Below are 17350 nucleotides of genomic sequence, written 5' to 3'. Positions count from 1 at the left end.
AATATTACGATATTTTTTATAACGGATGGCGAGGTAAATATGAAAATTGATTTTTTTTGTTCAGCACACTTTGCAGGAGGCCTACGGAAAGCTTTAGGCGGCTTGGTTGTGGTGATGTTCCTGTTGACTTCGGGATGCGCTACGGTTGGGCATGAGTTCCCCGCAGACCAAGTGGTATCAGCCATCAAGATAGGGGAAACTACTCAGAATGACATCTATACCACGTTTGGGGCTCCCTGGAGAACAGGTCTTGATAATGGCATGAAAACATGGACTTACGGAAACTACTATTACAGTTTATTTAGTGATGGCAGTACCGAAGATCTGGTTGTTAAATTTGATAACCGTGGTGTTGTTACATCTTTTGTATTCAATACCACCAAACGCTCGAAATGAGCTAAAGGTCAGGTAACTTGATTGCAGGAGCGACTTTAGTGAAGTCGCTCCTGCACATTCTTCATGGCAAATACGCGGCGTTTATTTGATCATATCCAAAGCCAATGCCTCGGCGACTTTGATGCCATCCACAGCCGCAGAAAGAATCCCGCCCGCATAGCCCGCTCCTTCTCCTGCCGGATATAGCCCTTTGATATTCATGCTTTGATAATATTCGTTGCGTTTGATACGAATAGGCGATGAGGTGCGGGTTTCGACACCCGTCAATACCGCATCTTTCATGGCAAAGCCTTTTATCTTTTTATCAAAAGCGGGGATGGCTTCGCGTATCGCAGTGATAGCGTAATCAGGTAAAGCCGAGCTGAGATCGCATAAATGAACCCCCGGAGTATAAGAAGGTTGTACCGTACCCAGTGCCGAAGAGGGGCGTTGAGCGAGAAAATCGCCAACCAGCTGTCCCGGCGCCTCATAGGTTTCCCCGCCCAACTTAAAGGCGCCCGCTTCCAGGCGGCGTTGAAAGTCGATGCCTGCCAAGGGATGTCCGGGATAATCGTCAGGCGTAATGCCAACGACAATGCCGCTGTTAGCGTTACGTTCGTTGCGCGAGTATTGACTCATGCCATTGGTGACTACATGCCCTGCCTCCGAGGTGGCAGCTACCACGGTGCCGCCGGGGCACATGCAAAAGCTGTACACAGAGCGGCCGTTGCTACAGTGATGCACCAGCTTGTAATCGGCAGCGCCCAGTAACGGATGACCGGCATTGCCGCCAAACCTGCAAGTATCGATCAATGACTGCGGATGTTCTATGCGAAAGCCGATGGAAAAAGGTTTGGCTTCAATGTAAACGCCTCGCTCATAGAGCATTTTAAAGGTGTCGCGCGCACTATGCCCGACTGCCAGCAATACATGATTTGTGTTAATGGTTTCGCCGCCGGCCAGTATCACGCCGCGAACCTGATCTTTATCAATAATGATGTCCTCAACCCTGCTTTGGAAACGGATTTCGCCGCCTAGTGATTCGATAGCGGCGCGTATCTGCTCTACTACGGTGACCAGTCTGAATGTACCGATATGAGGCTTGCTGACATAGAGAATTTCAGGCGGCGCACCGGCTTTGACAAATTCAGTGAGTACTTTGCGTCCGTAGTGATTCGGATCCTTGATTTGGGTGTGCAACTTACCGTCAGAAAAAGTACCTGCACCGCCTTCGCCAAACTGCACATTGGATTCAGGATTAAACACGCCCTTGCGCCAAAGGCCGAAAGTATCTTTGGTACGTTCCCGCACCTCTTTTCCGCGTTCCAGAATGATTGGCCGAAAGCCCATTTGCGCCAGAATCAATCCGGCAAACAGCCCGCAAGGCCCAGTACCTATGATAACAGGACGTAACGACAAATCTTTTGGCGCTTGGGTTACAAAACGATAAGTGCTGTCAGGCGTTAAGGAAATATGAGGGTCGTTTTGCCAGTGATTAAGAAGCGTCTGTTCGTTTGCGGTTTCAATATCAACGGTGTAAACAAGCAAGATCGCATTGCGTTTTCGCGCATCGAAACCTTGCCGGAATATTGTATAAGTGATGAGCTCCTCTGTGCTGATGCCAAGCCGATCAATTATGGCGGTTTTGAGCATGTTTTCCGGGTGATTGAGGGGGAGTTTAAGTTCAGTGATTCTCAACATGTAATGTATTCCGATAGGTTCCTGTTACAGAACCGACTGTTTTGCTGGCGACAGTGTAAAATAATGGTTATTATTTTACCTTAATAGGGCTTTTCTTGTTAGCTGAGCATAATGATTATGGATGTACATTTAAAGTGGGGCTACAAATGACATTCGGAAAGTTACTGATGGCGATTGGCGTTATTTTGGTGGTTATCGGGCTTGCTGTTAGTTATGCGCCCTGGTTGGTTAGCTGGTTTCGTAAATAATAAGTTATTTAACATTATTTTTACATTCTATTTGTCGGGCTCCTCGAGTTCTTGTAAAATATATTAATTAAGTATTGCAGTGCTCATAATAAGTGTAATTTGGAACAAGAATGGAAATATCACAAGAATTGCTACAGAAAAAAATTCTGATTGTCGATGATGCAGCTTCAATGCGGACACTAACCAAAGCTATTCTGCGAGAGGCCGGATTTACCCATGTTTTTGATGCGCCGGGTGGGGAAGAAGCAATGTTAATGATGAGGAAGGTAAAGATTAATATCGTGGTATGCGACTGGAACATGCCGGGCATGAGCGGTCTTGATTTGTTTAAGGCTGTAAAAGCCGATGCTAAATTAGAAACGCCACCCTGGATAATGCTGACATCTTCATCTGAAGGAGACAAGGTAAAAGAAGCCATTATGGCGGGAATAACGTCCTATATTGTAAAACCCTTTAAGCCGGATAACTTGGTTAAACAAGTCGTAGGCAAACTTTCCTAATACGTTAGATAAGGCTGCCAAAAACAAAAAGGCCCCATTCGCAACAGTAGATTGCGAATGGGGCCTTTTTTATGGCTGATTTACTTCTACGTCCGGCTTACTGGTCGGCACACGTCTTTTACCGACATTTTTCTTGTCTCGATCACGTATTTTGACTTTTTCGACAGCAGCTTTTTTAGGTTCTATTTTCTTTTTGCCGCCTGTTGCCTTCCCGGAAGCTTTAAGTTTTTTGGGGCCTTTATACTTGCCCTCCAACTCCTTGATATTGCGGTGTTTGAATTTCTGTTTCAAAAAGCGCTCAATGCCGGACATTAAGTTCCATTCAGTGTGTTTTACCAGTGCAATGGTCAGGCCCAGTTCATCGACCCGGCCTGTTCGGCCTATGCGATGGATGTAATTGATGCCATTTCTCGGTACATCAAAATTAATGACCAGATTGATGCCTTTGATGTCCAGTCCACGAGCGGCAAGGTCGGTAGCAAGCATGACTTTGACTTCACCTTCGCGAAATAATTCCATCATCCGGTTGCGATCTTTTTGATCCATTTCTCCATGCAACACACCAACACGGAGTTTTTGTCCACGAAGCGGTCCGCGAAGAGCGTCTGCCTGAATCCTGCTATTGGTAAAGACCAGCGCCTTGTCATAGGTTTCATTTAGCAACAGCCAGGCCAACAATTTTTGTTTATGATCATTGTCGTCAGCCAGCACAATTTGCTGCTCAATGTTACGGTGTCCGTCATGCAATGTATTTAAGGCAACGATTTCATGATTTGTCAGCACCTTGTCAGCCATTTTGATGACGCCGAAATGGGTCAAGGTGGCTGAAAACAGCAAGGTTTGTCGTTGTGTGTTACAGCTATTGGCGATGGTCAGCACGTCTTCGCTAAAGCCCATATCAAGCATGCGATCGGCTTCATCCAGTATCAACACTTCCAGATTGCTAAAGTCCGGAATCTCTTGCTCCATCAGCTCCAATACCCTGCCTGGAGTCGCAATAACAATTTCCGTGTTTCTGCGGAGCATGTTTTGTTGTAGCCTAAAATCATCGCCACCGGTAATCAGGCCGGTTTTCAGGTCGGTAAATTCGGTCAATTGTTGGCAGTGCTTAAAAATCTGCTGAGCCAGCTCTCGGGTCGGCGTCAGTATCAAGGCGCGCACACCGGATTTTCCAGGGGGCAGGGTTAACAGATGATGCAGTGTAGGCAGCAAGAATGCAGCGGTTTTTCCGCTGCCTGTTTCGGCGCTAACCAGCAGGTCTTTGTGTTCCAGAGCAAGCGGAATCGACTGTAGTTGGACGGGTGTAGGCTGCTCAAAACCAAGCTTTTTAACTGCCGACAGCAGTTGTTCATCTAGCGATAGGCCTGAAAACGATGGGGTTTTTTCTATTGAATTAGGATGCATGAATCTTTAAGTGGGTTGCTAAAATGCAAGGATGATAGGAATCAATCTTTGCGTGTATTATAGACTTTTTGCGGTCAGGGTTATGATTAAATAACTATTCATTGCAAATCGGTTTTTTAGCTTTTAAGCTAGGTTAAAAGCAGGGATAACGTCCTTGCGCCTACCTAGATCAGGAAGAACGATGATACCAATTAGAGACACAGCACCCTGCCATTCAAGGCCTTTAGTCACATGGGGGATAATGGCGGTTTGTATTATTGTTTTCGTGACGATGAAATTGATGCCCGATCAGCTAAGTTATCGGCTTATTAATCTTTACGGCATGGTGCCTATTCGCTATACCAATCCGTATTATGGGTTGCCTTTTGATGGCTATTTGTCTTTTCTGACCAGCCTGTTTCTGCACGGAAACTGGGCGCACCTTATCATGAATATGTGGTTTTTGTGGATATTTGGCGATAATGTAGAGGATAGAATGGGGCGGCTGTCCTTTTTAATTTTTTATTTAACGTGTGGTCTTTTGGCTACTTTTTTACAATGGCTTTTTGATCCAAACCTTGCTATTCCGGTTGTCGGCGCATCAGGTGCCATAGCCGGTGTATTGGCAGCTTATTTTTTTCTATATCCGCTTGAACGCGTTGTGGTGTGGGTTCCTATATTGTTTTTACCCATCGTCATTCATGTTCCGGCGATTGCTTTTTTAGGTTTGTGGGTTTTGATTCAATTACACAGCGCGACAACAGCAATGCTATTTGGGGGGGGGGCTGTCGATATGGCATGGTGGGCTCATGTAGGCGGCTTTATTGCAGGCTCTGTTTTATATAAGCTGTTTCTTCGTAAAGAAGACCAAGCCGAAAAAAATGAATTATTTTGACCGTGTTAAGGTATAATTTGCAGCTTAAAAAAGCAGTTTTATTGACAACACACTAGGGTCGGGAGTCATTTTCTGACTAAAAAGACCCCTTAAATTCTATCGGGAAATTGAAAGTAATATGAAAAAAGTTAACGTTGCGTTGGTCAGGCTACTTCAGTTTGTAGTTTTTGTGGTGTCCGTATTCATGGTAATAGTCTATTTTGGCGCTATGGTTTTATTACCTTTGGATGCTGTTGTATTGCTTATAAAACTGATGGGAGTTGTTGGGATTAACGGTTTTATTGCGGCCTTTATCGCCATTCCTGTTGTTGGTTATTTAGGCTTGATGGTCTACAAAACACCAGGATTGTGCAAGATGGTGGTCGATGCGGGAGTTGACCTGATTAAAACAGGTAAAGCCAGAGTTGAAGCGTTTAATGAAATTGCCGATGCGGTAAAAGCTTAGTTTTTTCGATTATTCGCACAAAAAAAGGTGTGTCGATTTCGACATACCTTTTTTTGTGCCCGTTACTTTTTCCAGCGCCCGTTTTGAGATCAACGGCGCTTCCGCAATGACCAATAAAAAATCAACGTCCCGAACGCGGCGACCAAATGTTTTAGCGAGTGCCCGCTGAGCAAACCAATAATGCGGTAAAGTTCGGCATCGAACAATTCCATGAGTTTCGATGCCGTATAAGCGCCGATGATGCCCCAGATATACGTGCCGTTATCCAACTTTGAGTCAAACAGCCACAGGATCAGCGGCATCAGTAAAACCGGTAGAAACTGCACCAGCGCGTAAGCGCGCAAATCGCCGTGACCGTTCAGTTCTGTCACATACCAGTAAATCACAGAAGCAATGCCCAATACCAGCAACGGGATAAATAATTTCCAGGCCAGCCGAGTCGAAATATATTCCCCAACAATAGCGCTGAACAGGGCCATGAAGATTATCGTCATCGGCAGACGGTCCCACAGCAGGGTTTGATTGTCGGGCTGGTAATGGTAGTACGCAGAACCGAAGCCGGTTAAAAACACCCCGACAAAAAACGTCAAGTACATCGCCTGTAATTCGGCCAATCCACCGGTTGCCTTACGTAACGCGACCAGCCTGACTCCCATAATACCGATAATGACGAACGGTAAATTGGATAGCACATTAAAAAAATTGGCTATGTTGAAGATGCGGCGTTGGTCGGCGAAGTTATGATAAGCCGGGTCCTGGGCGATAGGGTCGCCGCTAAAAATAGCGATAATTGCGGCGGCAATTATCGCCAACATGATTTTCAGGCGATTATCGGCGAGCATAAGCTATAAATTAGGTGGTAATAACAAGGGACAGATAGTAATCGCTCTTGTATGATTAGGTCACTCTTGGTATTTCGTGGAGATATTATCATGCCTATATTACTCGCGTTAATCGGTATTATCATCGTTGTTGCGTTGTTTTTTATCAGTATTTACAACAGGCTTGTCAACTTGCGCAACGGCGTAAAAAATGCCTTCTCCCAGATAGATGTTCAATTGACCCGGCGTTACGATTTGATACCCAATCTGGTTGAAGCCGTTAAGGGTTATATGAAACATGAGAAGGAGACGCTGGATGCCGTTATCAGCGCGAGGAATGCCGCAGTGACAGGGCTTAAGGCCGCCGGAGCAAACCCTTCCGATCCCGAAGCGATCAGGCAGTTGGCAAGCGCCGAGGCTACGCTTCAGGGTAGTCTGGGCAAAATGTTTGCACTGGCCGAGGCCTATCCCGATCTCAAAGCCAACCAGAACATGATGCAGTTTCAGGAAGAGCTGGCATCTACCGAAAACAAAGTCGCTTTTGCCCGACAGGCCTTTAATGATGCGGTCATGACCTATAACAACGGCCGGGAGAATTTTCCCAACAATATCCTGGCCGGCATGTTTAATTTCAATCCTGCCGAACATCTGGAAATAGAAGCGCCGGAAAAACGCCAGATACCGAGAGTTTCTTTTACTTAACCGCCTTATAGGTGAAGAAGATGAATTTCTTTCAAAGCCAGGATGATGCCCTCCGTAAAACTCGTTCCTTGATTGTAATGTTCATGCTGGCCGTAATTGCGATCGTCGCGGCGGTCAACCTGGTGATAGCGGCGCTGATCATTAATTCGGGTGATGAGACGGTAACTGCGACACTGCCCGATTTTAACTGGATCATCAATAACCTGTCGCTGGTGGCGGGTATTTCACTGTCCACTATCGGCTTTATCAGCCTGTCCAGTCTTTATAAAATTGCGTCCTTGAGCTCGGGTGGCGGAAAAGTCGCGCGCAGCCTTGGCGGCACGTTGATTACCGCCGAGAGTAAGGATCCGCTACGCCGCCGTTTGTATAACGTTGTTGAAGAAATGGCGATTGCTTCAGGTATTCCGATGCCGGAAGTTTATGTGCTGGAACAGGAGCCCGGCATTAACGCCTTTGCGGCAGGATTTACCACCGGCGACGCGGCAGTGACGGTTACCCGCGGTATGCTGGAAACGCTTACCAGAGACGAGTTGCAAGGCGTAATCGGCCATGAATTCAGTCATATCCTCAACGGCGATATGCGTTTAAGCACACGGTTGATGGGCCTTCTGTTCGGCATTCTGGTCATCGGTCTGATCGGTAGGGCGGTTTTGAACAGCGCCCGCTACGGCACTATCCGTTCCGATAATTCCCGCCGCGACAGTACAGCCGCCATTTATCTGGCCGGTTTAGGGCTGTTTTTGATCGGCTATATCGGCGTTTTTTTCGGTCAGCTGATCAAAGCGGCGGTGTCCCGGCAACGTGAATTTCTGGCCGATGCCTCAGCGGTACAATTTACCCGTCAGACCCAAGGCATTGCGGGCGCATTAAAAAAAATAGCCGCCGTTCAGCAAGGCTCTGAACTACGCACAGTGGATGCCGAAGAAGTCAGCCACATGCTGTTTGCGTCCAGCGCATCATTCAGCTCATTGCTGGCGACGCATCCGCCTTTGATTCAGCGTATCAAAGCATTGGAGCCGAATTTTGATGAGTCTGAAATAGACCGGCTTGCTGATGCAATGCCTGATCACTCGCAAAGCGGCCCGGAAGTCGCCGATGAAAGCTTATCGATTGAGGGTTTTGCGCCGCAACATTTTGCCGTAACGCCGGATGCAGTGACAGAAACGATAGGCCTGCCTGCTGAAGAGCATATACAGTTTGCTTCAAGCCTGCGCCAGTCGATACCCGAAGATCTTTATCGCGCCGCTCATTCCGGCACTGATGCCTTGCCGTTAGTGTTGGCGTTGCTGCTTGATGCAAACCAGGCCGTGCGTCGAACGCAATTAGATTGTATTGCCCAACAATCGGGCGGAACGACAACAATGGCCGCGGAAGCTTTGCATTTGGAGATACAAAAACTAGACACAGCGTTTCGCCTGCCTTTATTACAAATCGCTTTCCCCCTCATTAAAAACCGGCCGCTGGACCAGCTTGAACGCTTAGCCGATTTGGTACAACAGTTGATTGAGGTTGATGGTGTTGTCGATACGTTTGAGTTCGCCTTGTCCCGCGTTTTAAAAACTCACCTGAATGATGCCGCTCACCCGCAACGCCGACATGAAAATCTGCGTTTGACCCAGTTGCCGGAAGCTGTCGGCGCGTTATTTTCGGTAATGGCAAAACAAAGCCATACCGAAACCGGCGCAGCCTACCAAAAAGGGATGGAATGCTTGGGGCGCTATGAGCAGCGTATAAAAATGCTGATAGATACGGGGCAATGGCCCCGTTATGCGCCAGCCCAGGATTGGATATCTGCCACAGATACTGCGTTAAATCAGCTGGACGGACTACAGATGCTAGACAAACAAGCCCTGGTTTCCGCGTTGGCGTTGGTAATCGCTCATGACGGCAAAGTCACCTCTCCTGAAGCGGAACTGCTAAGAGCAATATGCGCAACCTTGCATTGTCCCTTGCCACCGTTTGTTTTCGATGCCGATAGATAGCATCTGGATCATTGTGGTATATTCTCAATAAAGCGGTACGGGTTGTCTAAAAGCTCAGTTAAACCGGCACTTAGACAAAAAATAAAAAAATTAATTTAACGTGGTAAATAATTATGTCAGCAATAATTTATATTTTAACCGTAATTTATGCCATTTATGTCGTCTATGCCGTAGTAACCGATCGGGAAAAAGACAAATGATTAGAGTTGGCAAATGCTATGTCATTTGAACAGCAATAAGCAGGGATTCGCAGATTCACTCACCTGCGGGCCATAATCCAATATGCGCAAGCCATCTCATTGTCCCGGCTAGGGAAGTAGCGAAAATGAAATGATCTATCGACTCCTGGCCGACTCTGTTCTTATTCTTCATCTCCTGTTTATCGGCTTCGTTATTTTTGGTGGCCTGCTTGCGCTTCGCTCTCCCTGGATTGTGCTGGCTCATATACCGGCGGCCTGCTGGGGAGCTTTCATTGAATTGACCGGAGGACTGTGTCCGCTTACGGTGATGGAAGTCGGACTTCGTCGCATTGCCGGTGATGCCGGTTATTCAACTAGCTTTATTGAGCATTATCTTTTACCTGTTATCTATCCTGCCGGACTTACGAGAGACATTCAATTTGGGCTGGCAGGTTTGGTAATATTCATCAACGTTGCGATATACGGGGGGCTTGTTTATCGATTGCGGAGTTCCCGGTCAAAATAGTCGGAGAAGCGGGTGGCAACAGGTAAGGCGAGTTACTGATTTTAAAAGCCTGTTTCAGGATTAATTTTACAAATCCATCTTGCGGGTTGAGCCCAGCATATGTTCAGTCAATTGTTTACCCGCTTCGATAAAGGGATGAATGACAAAGGTAGCTCCCAATCGATAAAGTTTGCTTTCCTCATGGTTATGAAAGCAAACCGTACCGATAGAACCGGCGAATTGCCTGTTTTTCAACTGCTTGATCGACGATGACCTTACTTCGAATGCCGGCATGGTAAGAATAATCCCTTTGACTTTTTCCAAGGGTAGTTTCTCCCATAGCGCAGAATCTTCGGCATCACCGTAAACCACCCTTCGGCCCTCGGCAAGTAAGTTTTTCAGAACGGTAGGATCGGCGTCCAACCCCAATACGCGCGTATCTTGCTGGCTAAAAGCGAGATATGCAGAAATGCCGGTACGGCCCATGCCCACCACCAGCCATTCCGCACCCCCGATACTGTTGGGTAGCCTGTCCAGGTGTTCGACCTTCCTTTCAAAACGAACCAAGGTCGGTTCCAGAAAGGAAAATATACGGTGCGAAAATCGATTTAAGGGTGCCGCAATAGCCAAGGAAAGTGCTACTGCCAGACCAATGACAGATTCCCAGGCGGGTGGAAGCAGGTTCGCTTCGACGACGACATTCGAGGTGATTAATGCAAATTCACTGTAGGTCATCAACGCCAGCGAAGAAACAAAAGCCGTGCGTGCACGCAACCCGACCAGTAAAAACAATACAAAGAAAAGTATGCCTTGCAATGGCAACAGAGATATTAACTCCAACACCTGCACAATTTCGTCATAACCCGGCAAATCGGCCAAGCCGATTTGAAGGAAAAATGCGGCTAACAAAGTTTCCTTTAAGCCCCATAGTTTATTGGCGAGATCGTCTATGTTGATATGTCCAGCCAACATAACCCCCATCAGCAATGCGCCGATGTCGCTGGAAATGCCGACGCTTTCTGCCAACACGCCACCTGCCAACGCCAAGGTTACGCCCAATAACAATTTCAATTCATCGTCGCGGCTGGCATTCAGCAACCGATATGCCAAAGGGCGAAGAAAAGGCAGCAGCAAAAGGCAAAGCGCCCAAGGCGAGGGTTGTTTGTTATTAGCGACAGCCAGCAGGCCGATGGCAACAATGTCTTGTAAAATTAATATACTTAGAACATCCCGTCCATATAGGGTGGAAAGTTCGCCGCTATCTTCCAGCACTTTAATGGCGAGAACGGTGCTGGAAAAAGCCAAGCTTACGCCTATCACTAAGCCGCCGGTAACTTGCCCATTAAAGCCGAAGAAAACCAGCGCAGAAGCCAAGGTTACGATAATTAAGTGCAGGCTGCCGACGCTAAGCACTTCGCGACGTAACAGCGAGGAAGGTTTCAATTTCAGGCCGACTGTAAACAATAGCAATTCAATCCCGATATCGGCCAAATGCTTAAGTGTTTCGTTGGCCTCAATGCCGAAAGCGTTCAAAATATATCCCGCCATCAGGTAGCCTACCAAGGGGGGTAAATATAATCGGCTGGTTATCAAGCCTGCCATATACGCAGCGCCAACCCAAAGTAATTCCATAATAAAACCTGTCCAAATAAGTACAATTGCTGATTATGATAACGCGATTTTTAAAATAGAATATCTTGTAAGTAATTAGACAAAGAACGATGTAATCCGAAGCAGGGGCGGTATGAATGACTTGCATGCATGCCGCAGTAGTTCATTTACTTGGCTATTTGATATGCCATATAGGTGCGAATAGATTCGCACCGCAATCAAGAGAAAAGAATAAGGTTTATAAGTGATCAGGAGCGTTTTTAAACTCGAAAGTTGAGGCGACAAAGGAGAGCATGTGCTTAATAAGATAATCCACGACGCGCTTATGATTTGGGTAACCATTGAACCGATTGGCACTGTTGTGCTTTTTGCGGCATTGACTTCCGGGCTTTCGCCGACAGAACGTAGAAAAACTGCAACAATGGCGATTATTTATTCGGCTATCATTTTACTTTGCGCAATTCTGGTTGGACAACTTATTCTCGCTGCCATGCACATTCAACTTATTTCGTTGCAAATTGCAGGCGGTATCATTTTGTTTCTTTTTGGCCTCCAGATGATTTTCGGCCGAGCGGCAACCACTTTCGGCCAGTCTGAGGCCGGGCATGATATTGCGGTGTTTCCGCTGGCAATACCTTCCATTGTGGGGCCGGAAGCGATTATGGTGGTAATTTTACTCACCGACAATTATCTCTACTCCGTCACCACGCAGGCGATAACTGCCGTTGTAATGCTTGGTGTCCTGGCAGTTACTTACGTGTTAATGCTTCTCGCAGAGCATCTTCTGCGCATCATTGGGAAGAACGGCGCTGCGATACTGGAGCGTATCATGGGAATATTTCTCGCCACACTGTCAGTAGATTTAGTTATAGATGCATTTGCCGGCATTTTTCAATGGACTATTCCAAAGCCATAACTGTATGCGAGTGAAGCATAAAGGTTAGGGGGCAGTCCGAACGAATCGAGGTTCTATCTTAATTTAAGTGGAGGATATAGCGATGTCTATTAGTGACTTTTGCAATCGCGAAGTGGTGTTCGCGACCAGAGACATGAGTCTACCGGAGGCGGCGCAACTGATGCGTGAATATCATGTCGGCGATCTGGTGGTCGTTGATGACGTTGACGGAAAGCGGGTGCCGGTCGGCATTGTTACCGATCGCGATATAGTCATTGAAATTATTGCCCAATCCTTGGATATCGCAGAGTTTAGCGTAGGCGATATCATGGGGGCGCAGTTGATCAGCGTGCAGGAAAAAGACGGTGTGTTTGAAACGATTCGACTGATGCGCACCAAGGGCATCCGCCGCATCCCAGTGGTTAATCAGGAAGGAGGGCTGGTAGGGATTGTGTCGGCAGACGATATTCTGGATCTTCTGGCTGAGGAGATGACTGAATTAGCTAGGGTCGTTCCGCGCGAACAGGAGCGAGAGGCCAAAACAAGAGCTTATTTAACGTAAGAGGGAACGATGAAATCGAGGCGTTTAAAAAAGACCTTCATCGCGTTTTAAGTGATGAAGGTCAACCCCTGTAAATAGCTATGTTTTGATCGTATCGACTCTATGTATCAATATTCAGCTTCTGACATTTTTTGAGGTAGCTTTAATTCCGTAAATTGAATAAACAATGATGATGAGCACATACACGCCGAGAGCCGTTATAAATTCACTGGATTTCTCGGCTGAAGCTTGAGGAATCGTATGGCTGCTAACGATATGGGGAGCTAAATGAGTGTCTGGTGAATTTTCCTGATTTAGCGCTATTTTGTCGGGCGCAGTAATCTGCGGATCATCCTGAACTTCAACAGCGAAAACATTAAACGACAAGGTTAATACGGCCAGGTAAGTTAATATGCTTTTCATGATCATTGTTGCGGGCTCGTGAAAAAGAAAGTTGACTGAAAAAAGATAGCGATACGAAACTATTATCAGTTTATTTCGCCATGAAGACAACGTTTTTTATGGGAACGTATATAGGATGGGTATGATTGCAACGCAGGAGCAGTTGCCGACGACTGCATGGATGCAGGAGGTAGAGCAACGCAGGAGCAGTTGCCGAGAGCGTAGCGAAACCCATCGCATAGCTGAGGGATAAGAATGAGTTTTACCCACCCAATTTGATAGCGATGCACTTCACTGGGTTTAGCAGATCCTACAAATTCTCCGCATTTAACAATATGACTTCAATCTCTTCGGTAATTTCCTCCTGGCGATAAATCTGGGATTTTCTTTGCAGCTTTACGGTTTCATCGTCCAGGTGATTTACAGCGCCATCCAGATGTTGCAGGCGGCTATTGTTTTCGGCCATCAGCGAGAGATAAAAAACTTCATGCAATACCGCAAATAAATAATGATCGATCAAGTCTGCAAAAAACTCGCCGGGTTCCAGGTTGAGCATGGGCGGACTGCCATAATGAAAGGTTCTCTCACTTGGTTGAGTAAAAGGAGGGAACACCTGCCGTTGGCGGATTTGATTGGATGCGTTATCGTGATAAACAACGGTCAGCTGTAATGTAGGGGTAGATTCACCGTGTAATGCGCTGATGGTGTCAATCAGACGGTTAATGATCGTAGGCACTTCTTCGGCGGCATTCGCGCCTTCGAGGGTCGCGATGACCTTGGTCGTTACGTTTTCCAGTCGGTTACACAGTCGGCTGCCGATTGCAATAATGCCGGTATAAGCCTGGGTTGCGACGGCATTAATCAGGCTTTCGTTAAAATCGCCGCAAAAACCGCGTTCCGCACCCAGCAAAATGCAAAGTTGCGCAACGTTGTGGTCTGACGTTGCCAGGCCGGGATAAAAATCCAGTAAATCCAAAGCCGCGCGTTCAATATTAGCCACCACCTGACTTTGCATGGTCTTAAAGCGCTGTAGTTTATGCGTTTCCATGAAAGCCAGAATTTTCATGGAATTCAGAATGCTGCGTATCTCCTTCAATTGAGTGATATGCAGTTGCAGTTCGCGGCTTAGGCTCATAACGATTGTGCGGGGTTCGTATTAAGCCATTCGCCGACGGCTAATTGCCATTGCTCGGGGCTGCTTTCCAATTTCAGCGACGTGGTTTTAATGCCGTTATCAATGTTAATCAGCAGCTTTGGAATATCTTCAGGAACTGCCTGGTTAAACAGTCCTGCATTAAACGCAGTCAGCCAGGCCAATTGAAAAAGATTGCTGTGCGGAACCAACCGGTCCTGCTTTAATATTTCCCGTAACAGCCGTCCCCGTTTGATTCGCGCTTCCATTGACGCTTCCAGGCGTTGACCGAAACGAGTAAACGCTTCCAGCTCCAGAAATTGCAGGTAATCCAGTTTCATTTGTCCGGCTTGGTCGCGGATACTCATGTCCTGCGCTTTGCCGCCTATCCGCGATACCGAACGCGTAATATCGATGGCCGGGCGAAATCCCGACACGAACAAGTCATTATCCAGATAGATTTGCCCGTCGGTAATGGAAATCAGGTTGGTCGGAATATAGGAGGCAATTTCCCCCTGTTTGGTTTCGATGATCGGCAAGGCGGTCATGCTGCCGCCGCCGTTTTCGGCATTCAGGCAAGTCGAGCGTTCCAGCAGGCGCGAATGAACAAAGAAAATATCGCCCGGATAGGCTTCGCGTCCGGGCGGCCTGCGCAGTAACAAAGATAGCTCCCGATAAGTTCTGGCGTGGGTGGACAGGTCATCATAGATAATCAAAGTATCACGGCCTTGCGCCATCCAGTATTCGGCCACTGCGCAACCGGCAAACGGGGCGATATACTGCAAGCCGGGCAGGGCGCTGGCTTCGGCAACCACGCACACGGTGTAGTCCAGCGCGCCATGCTTCTTCAGGGTTTCCAGGGTACTGACTACGGCAGAGCGTTTCTGGCCGATCAGCACATAAATACACAGCACATTTTTGCCTTTTTGATTAATGACGGTGTCAATGGCGATTGACGTTCTGCCCAGGCCTTCATCGCCCACAATCAATTGCCGCTGCCCTTTGCCGATCGGAATCAGGGTGTCGATAATTTTTATGCCGCTATAGAGCGGTTTATGGACAAAATCGCGGGCAATAATGGTGGGCGAGCTTTTTTCCATACTTTCACGCCCTGCGTGAGATGGAGCTGTTTGTCCGTCCAACGGTGCTCCTAATGGGTCGATAACCCGGCCTAAAAAATCGTTGCCGACCGGTATGCTCAGCGAATGCCGGGAAAGATGAACCCGGGTGCCCGCCGTCAGGGCTTCAGTTTCATACAGCAAAATTGCGCCGATTCGGTCGCGGTTAAGGTCGAAGACCATGCCGCGACTGCCATCGGCAAAAACCAGAATGTCTTCGATGGCCGCCGAGGGCAAGCCTTTGATCCAGCTAATGCCGTCACCGATTGAAACTACTGTGCCTTGTTCGCTAATACGCAGCCCCGGCTGATAGTCAGCCAGCCACTCGGCCTGTTTATCCAGCAAGCTGTTGGGTGCGGGTTTAATCAGACTCATAGCCAATCTCGGTAAAACCGATCAGTTCATGTTGCAGGTTGGCGTTTAACACCCAAGCGCCGATGTCCATACGCAGACCGGCAATCAACGCGTTATTCTGATGATATTGAAAATTGATTTGACTGTTGATTAACGCATCCAGCTTTTGTTCCAGTTGCAGGCGCATTTCTACGGGTAGCGGATAGGCGCTGGTTATTTTGACCGGCACCGATTTCTTCGTTCCGAACATGGTCAGACACAGCTTGCAGGCTTCCGGTAAGGTGACCAGATTGTCCATCAGCATAGTAAATAAACGGGCTTCCAGTTCAGGTCCGGCGGACTGTTGCAACAGCATTCCTGCAAATTTGGCGCCGTTGAGCAAGGCCTGTTTTTCGGATTGTTGTTGCAACTCCCGTTGCTGTTTCAACAGTAACACATTTGCTTTTTGCCGTTCTTGCTCAAGGTCGGCATTCAGCTTTTCCAGATGGGCTTTTCTTTCGGCTTCGAGTTGCCGGTGCAGGGCGGTTATAGCGGATTGTTTTTCCTGGTCCCACAATTTTTGCCGGTTTTCATAAAGGCTACATTGTTGTTCTGCCTGTAGTTTCAGGTTTTTAGCCTCACTAAGCGATTGATCTATAAACCGCTTGCGCTTGGCAATCACTTCCAGCAAAGGCTTGTAAAAAAGCCGCTGCAAGATCCAGATCAGAATCAGGAAATTGATGATTTCAAAAACAAAAGTGGATAGGTTGAATTCCATATGCTTTATTGCCGGTTTAAGTGTTTGATAAAAAAATTATTCACCACGAAGGCACGAAGAACACGAAGTTTTAGAGCAAATTATCAAATCTTCGTGCCTTCGTGGTGACTTCTTTCAAAGTCTTAAAGTACAAAACGCTTGATACCATTTTTCAAGAGGGTCTCATTAAAGTTGATTAGTAATCCTACGTTTAAGCCAGTCAGTTTCATGTAAGTAAGTATTTGTGCTTCATGAATTTTTTGCAATTTCTCGACACTTTTTAATTCCACAATCAGTTTATTTTCCACCACCAGATCGAGCCGATACCCACAATCCAGCTCAACCCCCTTATAGTTAACAGGCAATTGTTGTTGCACTGTATAAGAAAGACCTGCTAGATGAAGTTCATGCTCTAAAAATTTTTCATAAGTGGATTCCAGTAACCCAGCTCCCAAAAATTTATGGACTTCAATCGCACAGCCAATGACACGCCTTAATAAATCGTCAAATTCCATATCTTCGTGCTCTTCGTGTCTTCGTGGTGAGTTCTTTTCCAATCATTTAAGAACGTATTCAAGCAGCGGATTTCGAAACAGCACAATCAAAATAATAACCAGGCAATAGATAGCCAGCGATTCGATCATCGCCAGGCCGATAAACAAGGTGCGCATAATCGACCGCTCCGACTCCGGCTGCCGCGATAAGGCTTCCAAGGCGCTGCCGATGGCTTTGCCCATGGCCAGAGCAGGAATCATCACCCCCAACGCGATGCCGATAATCGCGGCGATGCTGGATCCAAGGACAATCGAGGCTATGTCTGACATA

19 protein-coding genes are annotated in these 17350 nt (G+C 47.1%); 9 read left to right on the top strand and 10 right to left on the bottom strand.

The window, feature by feature from the left end; genetic code table 11:
* Positions 1-39: 39 nt before the first annotated feature.
* Positions 40-396: an outer membrane protein assembly factor BamE gene (locus Q8L79_RS07080; RefSeq protein WP_305269527.1), complete on the top strand. Its 357-nt coding sequence runs from the start codon at positions 40-42 to the stop codon at positions 394-396.
* Between the two features lie 81 nt (positions 397-477).
* Here the strand turns inward: Q8L79_RS07080 and Q8L79_RS07075 are convergent, their stop codons facing one another.
* A complete protein-coding gene (locus Q8L79_RS07075) occupies positions 478-2076 on the bottom strand; it encodes an NAD(P)/FAD-dependent oxidoreductase (RefSeq protein ID WP_305269525.1) in 1599 nt (532 codons plus the stop codon).
* 358 nt (positions 2077-2434) lie between these two features.
* Here Q8L79_RS07075 and Q8L79_RS07070 point away from each other — a divergent pair, with 358 nt between their 5' ends.
* Positions 2435-2824, top strand: coding sequence for a response regulator (locus Q8L79_RS07070; protein WP_305269523.1), 390 nt, complete (start codon positions 2435-2437; stop codon positions 2822-2824).
* Positions 2825-2893: 69 nt separating this feature from the next.
* Here the strand turns inward: Q8L79_RS07070 and Q8L79_RS07065 are convergent, their stop codons facing one another.
* Positions 2894-4228 carry a DEAD/DEAH box helicase gene (locus Q8L79_RS07065; RefSeq protein WP_305269521.1) on the bottom strand — a complete coding sequence of 445 codons (1335 nt, stop codon included), beginning with the start codon at positions 4226-4228 and terminating at the stop codon, positions 2894-2896.
* A 181-nt stretch (positions 4229-4409) separates the two neighbouring features.
* Here Q8L79_RS07065 and Q8L79_RS07060 point away from each other — a divergent pair, with 181 nt between their 5' ends.
* Both Q8L79_RS07060 and Q8L79_RS07055 read left to right on the top strand, forming a co-directional pair.
* Complete coding sequence (locus tag Q8L79_RS07060; protein WP_305269582.1) at positions 4410-5102, top strand: rhomboid family intramembrane serine protease; 693 nt, start codon at positions 4410-4412, stop codon at positions 5100-5102.
* A 118-nt stretch (positions 5103-5220) separates the two neighbouring features.
* Positions 5221-5547 (top strand): hypothetical protein, encoded by a 327-nt coding sequence (locus tag Q8L79_RS07055; RefSeq protein ID WP_305269519.1) that lies wholly within the window; start codon positions 5221-5223, stop codon positions 5545-5547.
* A gap of 89 nt (positions 5548-5636) precedes the next feature.
* Here the strand turns inward: Q8L79_RS07055 and Q8L79_RS07050 are convergent, their stop codons facing one another.
* Positions 5637-6389 (bottom strand): ceramidase domain-containing protein, encoded by a 753-nt coding sequence (locus tag Q8L79_RS07050; RefSeq protein ID WP_305269516.1) that lies wholly within the window; start codon positions 6387-6389, stop codon positions 5637-5639.
* A gap of 90 nt (positions 6390-6479) precedes the next feature.
* Here Q8L79_RS07050 and Q8L79_RS07045 point away from each other — a divergent pair, with 90 nt between their 5' ends.
* From Q8L79_RS07045 to Q8L79_RS07035, 3 genes are all read left to right on the top strand, one after another.
* Positions 6480-7070 carry a LemA family protein gene (locus tag Q8L79_RS07045; protein ID WP_305269513.1) on the top strand — a complete coding sequence of 197 codons (591 nt, stop codon included), beginning with the start codon at positions 6480-6482 and terminating at the stop codon, positions 7068-7070.
* A 20-nt stretch (positions 7071-7090) separates the two neighbouring features.
* A complete protein-coding gene (locus Q8L79_RS07040) occupies positions 7091-9052 on the top strand; it encodes a M48 family metallopeptidase (RefSeq protein WP_305269511.1) in 1962 nt (653 codons plus the stop codon).
* Between the two features lie 330 nt (positions 9053-9382).
* Positions 9383-9757, top strand: coding sequence for a DUF2784 domain-containing protein (locus Q8L79_RS07035; RefSeq protein ID WP_305269508.1), 375 nt, complete (start codon positions 9383-9385; stop codon positions 9755-9757).
* A gap of 66 nt (positions 9758-9823) precedes the next feature.
* Here Q8L79_RS07035 and Q8L79_RS07030 read toward each other — a convergent pair whose 3' ends face one another.
* Positions 9824-11368 (bottom strand): cation:proton antiporter, encoded by a 1545-nt coding sequence (locus Q8L79_RS07030; RefSeq protein ID WP_305269505.1) that lies wholly within the window; start codon positions 11366-11368, stop codon positions 9824-9826.
* A 274-nt stretch (positions 11369-11642) separates the two neighbouring features.
* Between Q8L79_RS07030 and Q8L79_RS07025 the strand changes: the two genes are divergently transcribed.
* Both Q8L79_RS07025 and Q8L79_RS07020 read left to right on the top strand, forming a co-directional pair.
* Entirely contained in the window at positions 11643-12263 is a 621-nt protein-coding gene (locus Q8L79_RS07025; protein WP_305269502.1) for a MarC family protein, read from the top strand.
* A gap of 82 nt (positions 12264-12345) precedes the next feature.
* The gene (locus tag Q8L79_RS07020) at positions 12346-12804 is read left to right on the top strand and encodes a CBS domain-containing protein (protein WP_305269499.1); all 459 of its coding nucleotides are present in this window, start codon (positions 12346-12348) and stop codon (positions 12802-12804) included.
* A 114-nt stretch (positions 12805-12918) separates the two neighbouring features.
* Here Q8L79_RS07020 and Q8L79_RS07015 read toward each other — a convergent pair whose 3' ends face one another.
* The 6 genes from Q8L79_RS07015 to Q8L79_RS06990 all read right to left on the bottom strand — a co-directional run bounded on the left by Q8L79_RS07015 (position 12919) and on the right by Q8L79_RS06990 (position 17349).
* On the bottom strand, positions 12919-13206 hold the full coding sequence (locus Q8L79_RS07015) for a hypothetical protein (RefSeq protein ID WP_305269496.1): 288 nt from the start codon (positions 13204-13206) through the stop codon (positions 12919-12921).
* Positions 13207-13495: 289 nt separating this feature from the next.
* Positions 13496-14320: a FoF1 ATP synthase subunit gamma gene (locus Q8L79_RS07010; protein ID WP_305269494.1), complete on the bottom strand. Its 825-nt coding sequence runs from the start codon at positions 14318-14320 to the stop codon at positions 13496-13498.
* Entirely contained in the window at positions 14317-15810 is a 1494-nt protein-coding gene (locus Q8L79_RS07005) for a F0F1 ATP synthase subunit alpha (RefSeq protein ID WP_305269491.1), read from the bottom strand. Before Q8L79_RS07005 ends, Q8L79_RS07010 begins: the two co-directional genes overlap by 4 nt.
* Entirely contained in the window at positions 15797-16546 is a 750-nt protein-coding gene (locus tag Q8L79_RS07000) for a F0F1 ATP synthase subunit delta (protein WP_305269489.1), read from the bottom strand. The genes Q8L79_RS07005 and Q8L79_RS07000 overlap by 14 nt, the downstream gene beginning before the upstream one ends.
* A 122-nt stretch (positions 16547-16668) precedes the next feature.
* A complete protein-coding gene (locus Q8L79_RS06995; protein ID WP_305269487.1) occupies positions 16669-17040 on the bottom strand; it encodes a GxxExxY protein in 372 nt (123 codons plus the stop codon).
* Positions 17041-17082: 42 nt separating this feature from the next.
* Complete coding sequence (locus tag Q8L79_RS06990; protein WP_305269484.1) at positions 17083-17349, bottom strand: ATP F0F1 synthase subunit C; 267 nt, start codon at positions 17347-17349, stop codon at positions 17083-17085.
* Between the last annotated feature and the right edge of the window lies 1 nt (position 17350).

This window comes from Methylobacter sp., from assembly GCF_030680395.1.
Lineage (GTDB): Bacteria > Pseudomonadota > Gammaproteobacteria > Methylococcales > Methylomonadaceae > Methylobacter_A.
The sequence above is the reverse complement of the archived record's forward strand: the minus strand, read 5'-3'. Positions and strand labels throughout refer to the sequence as shown.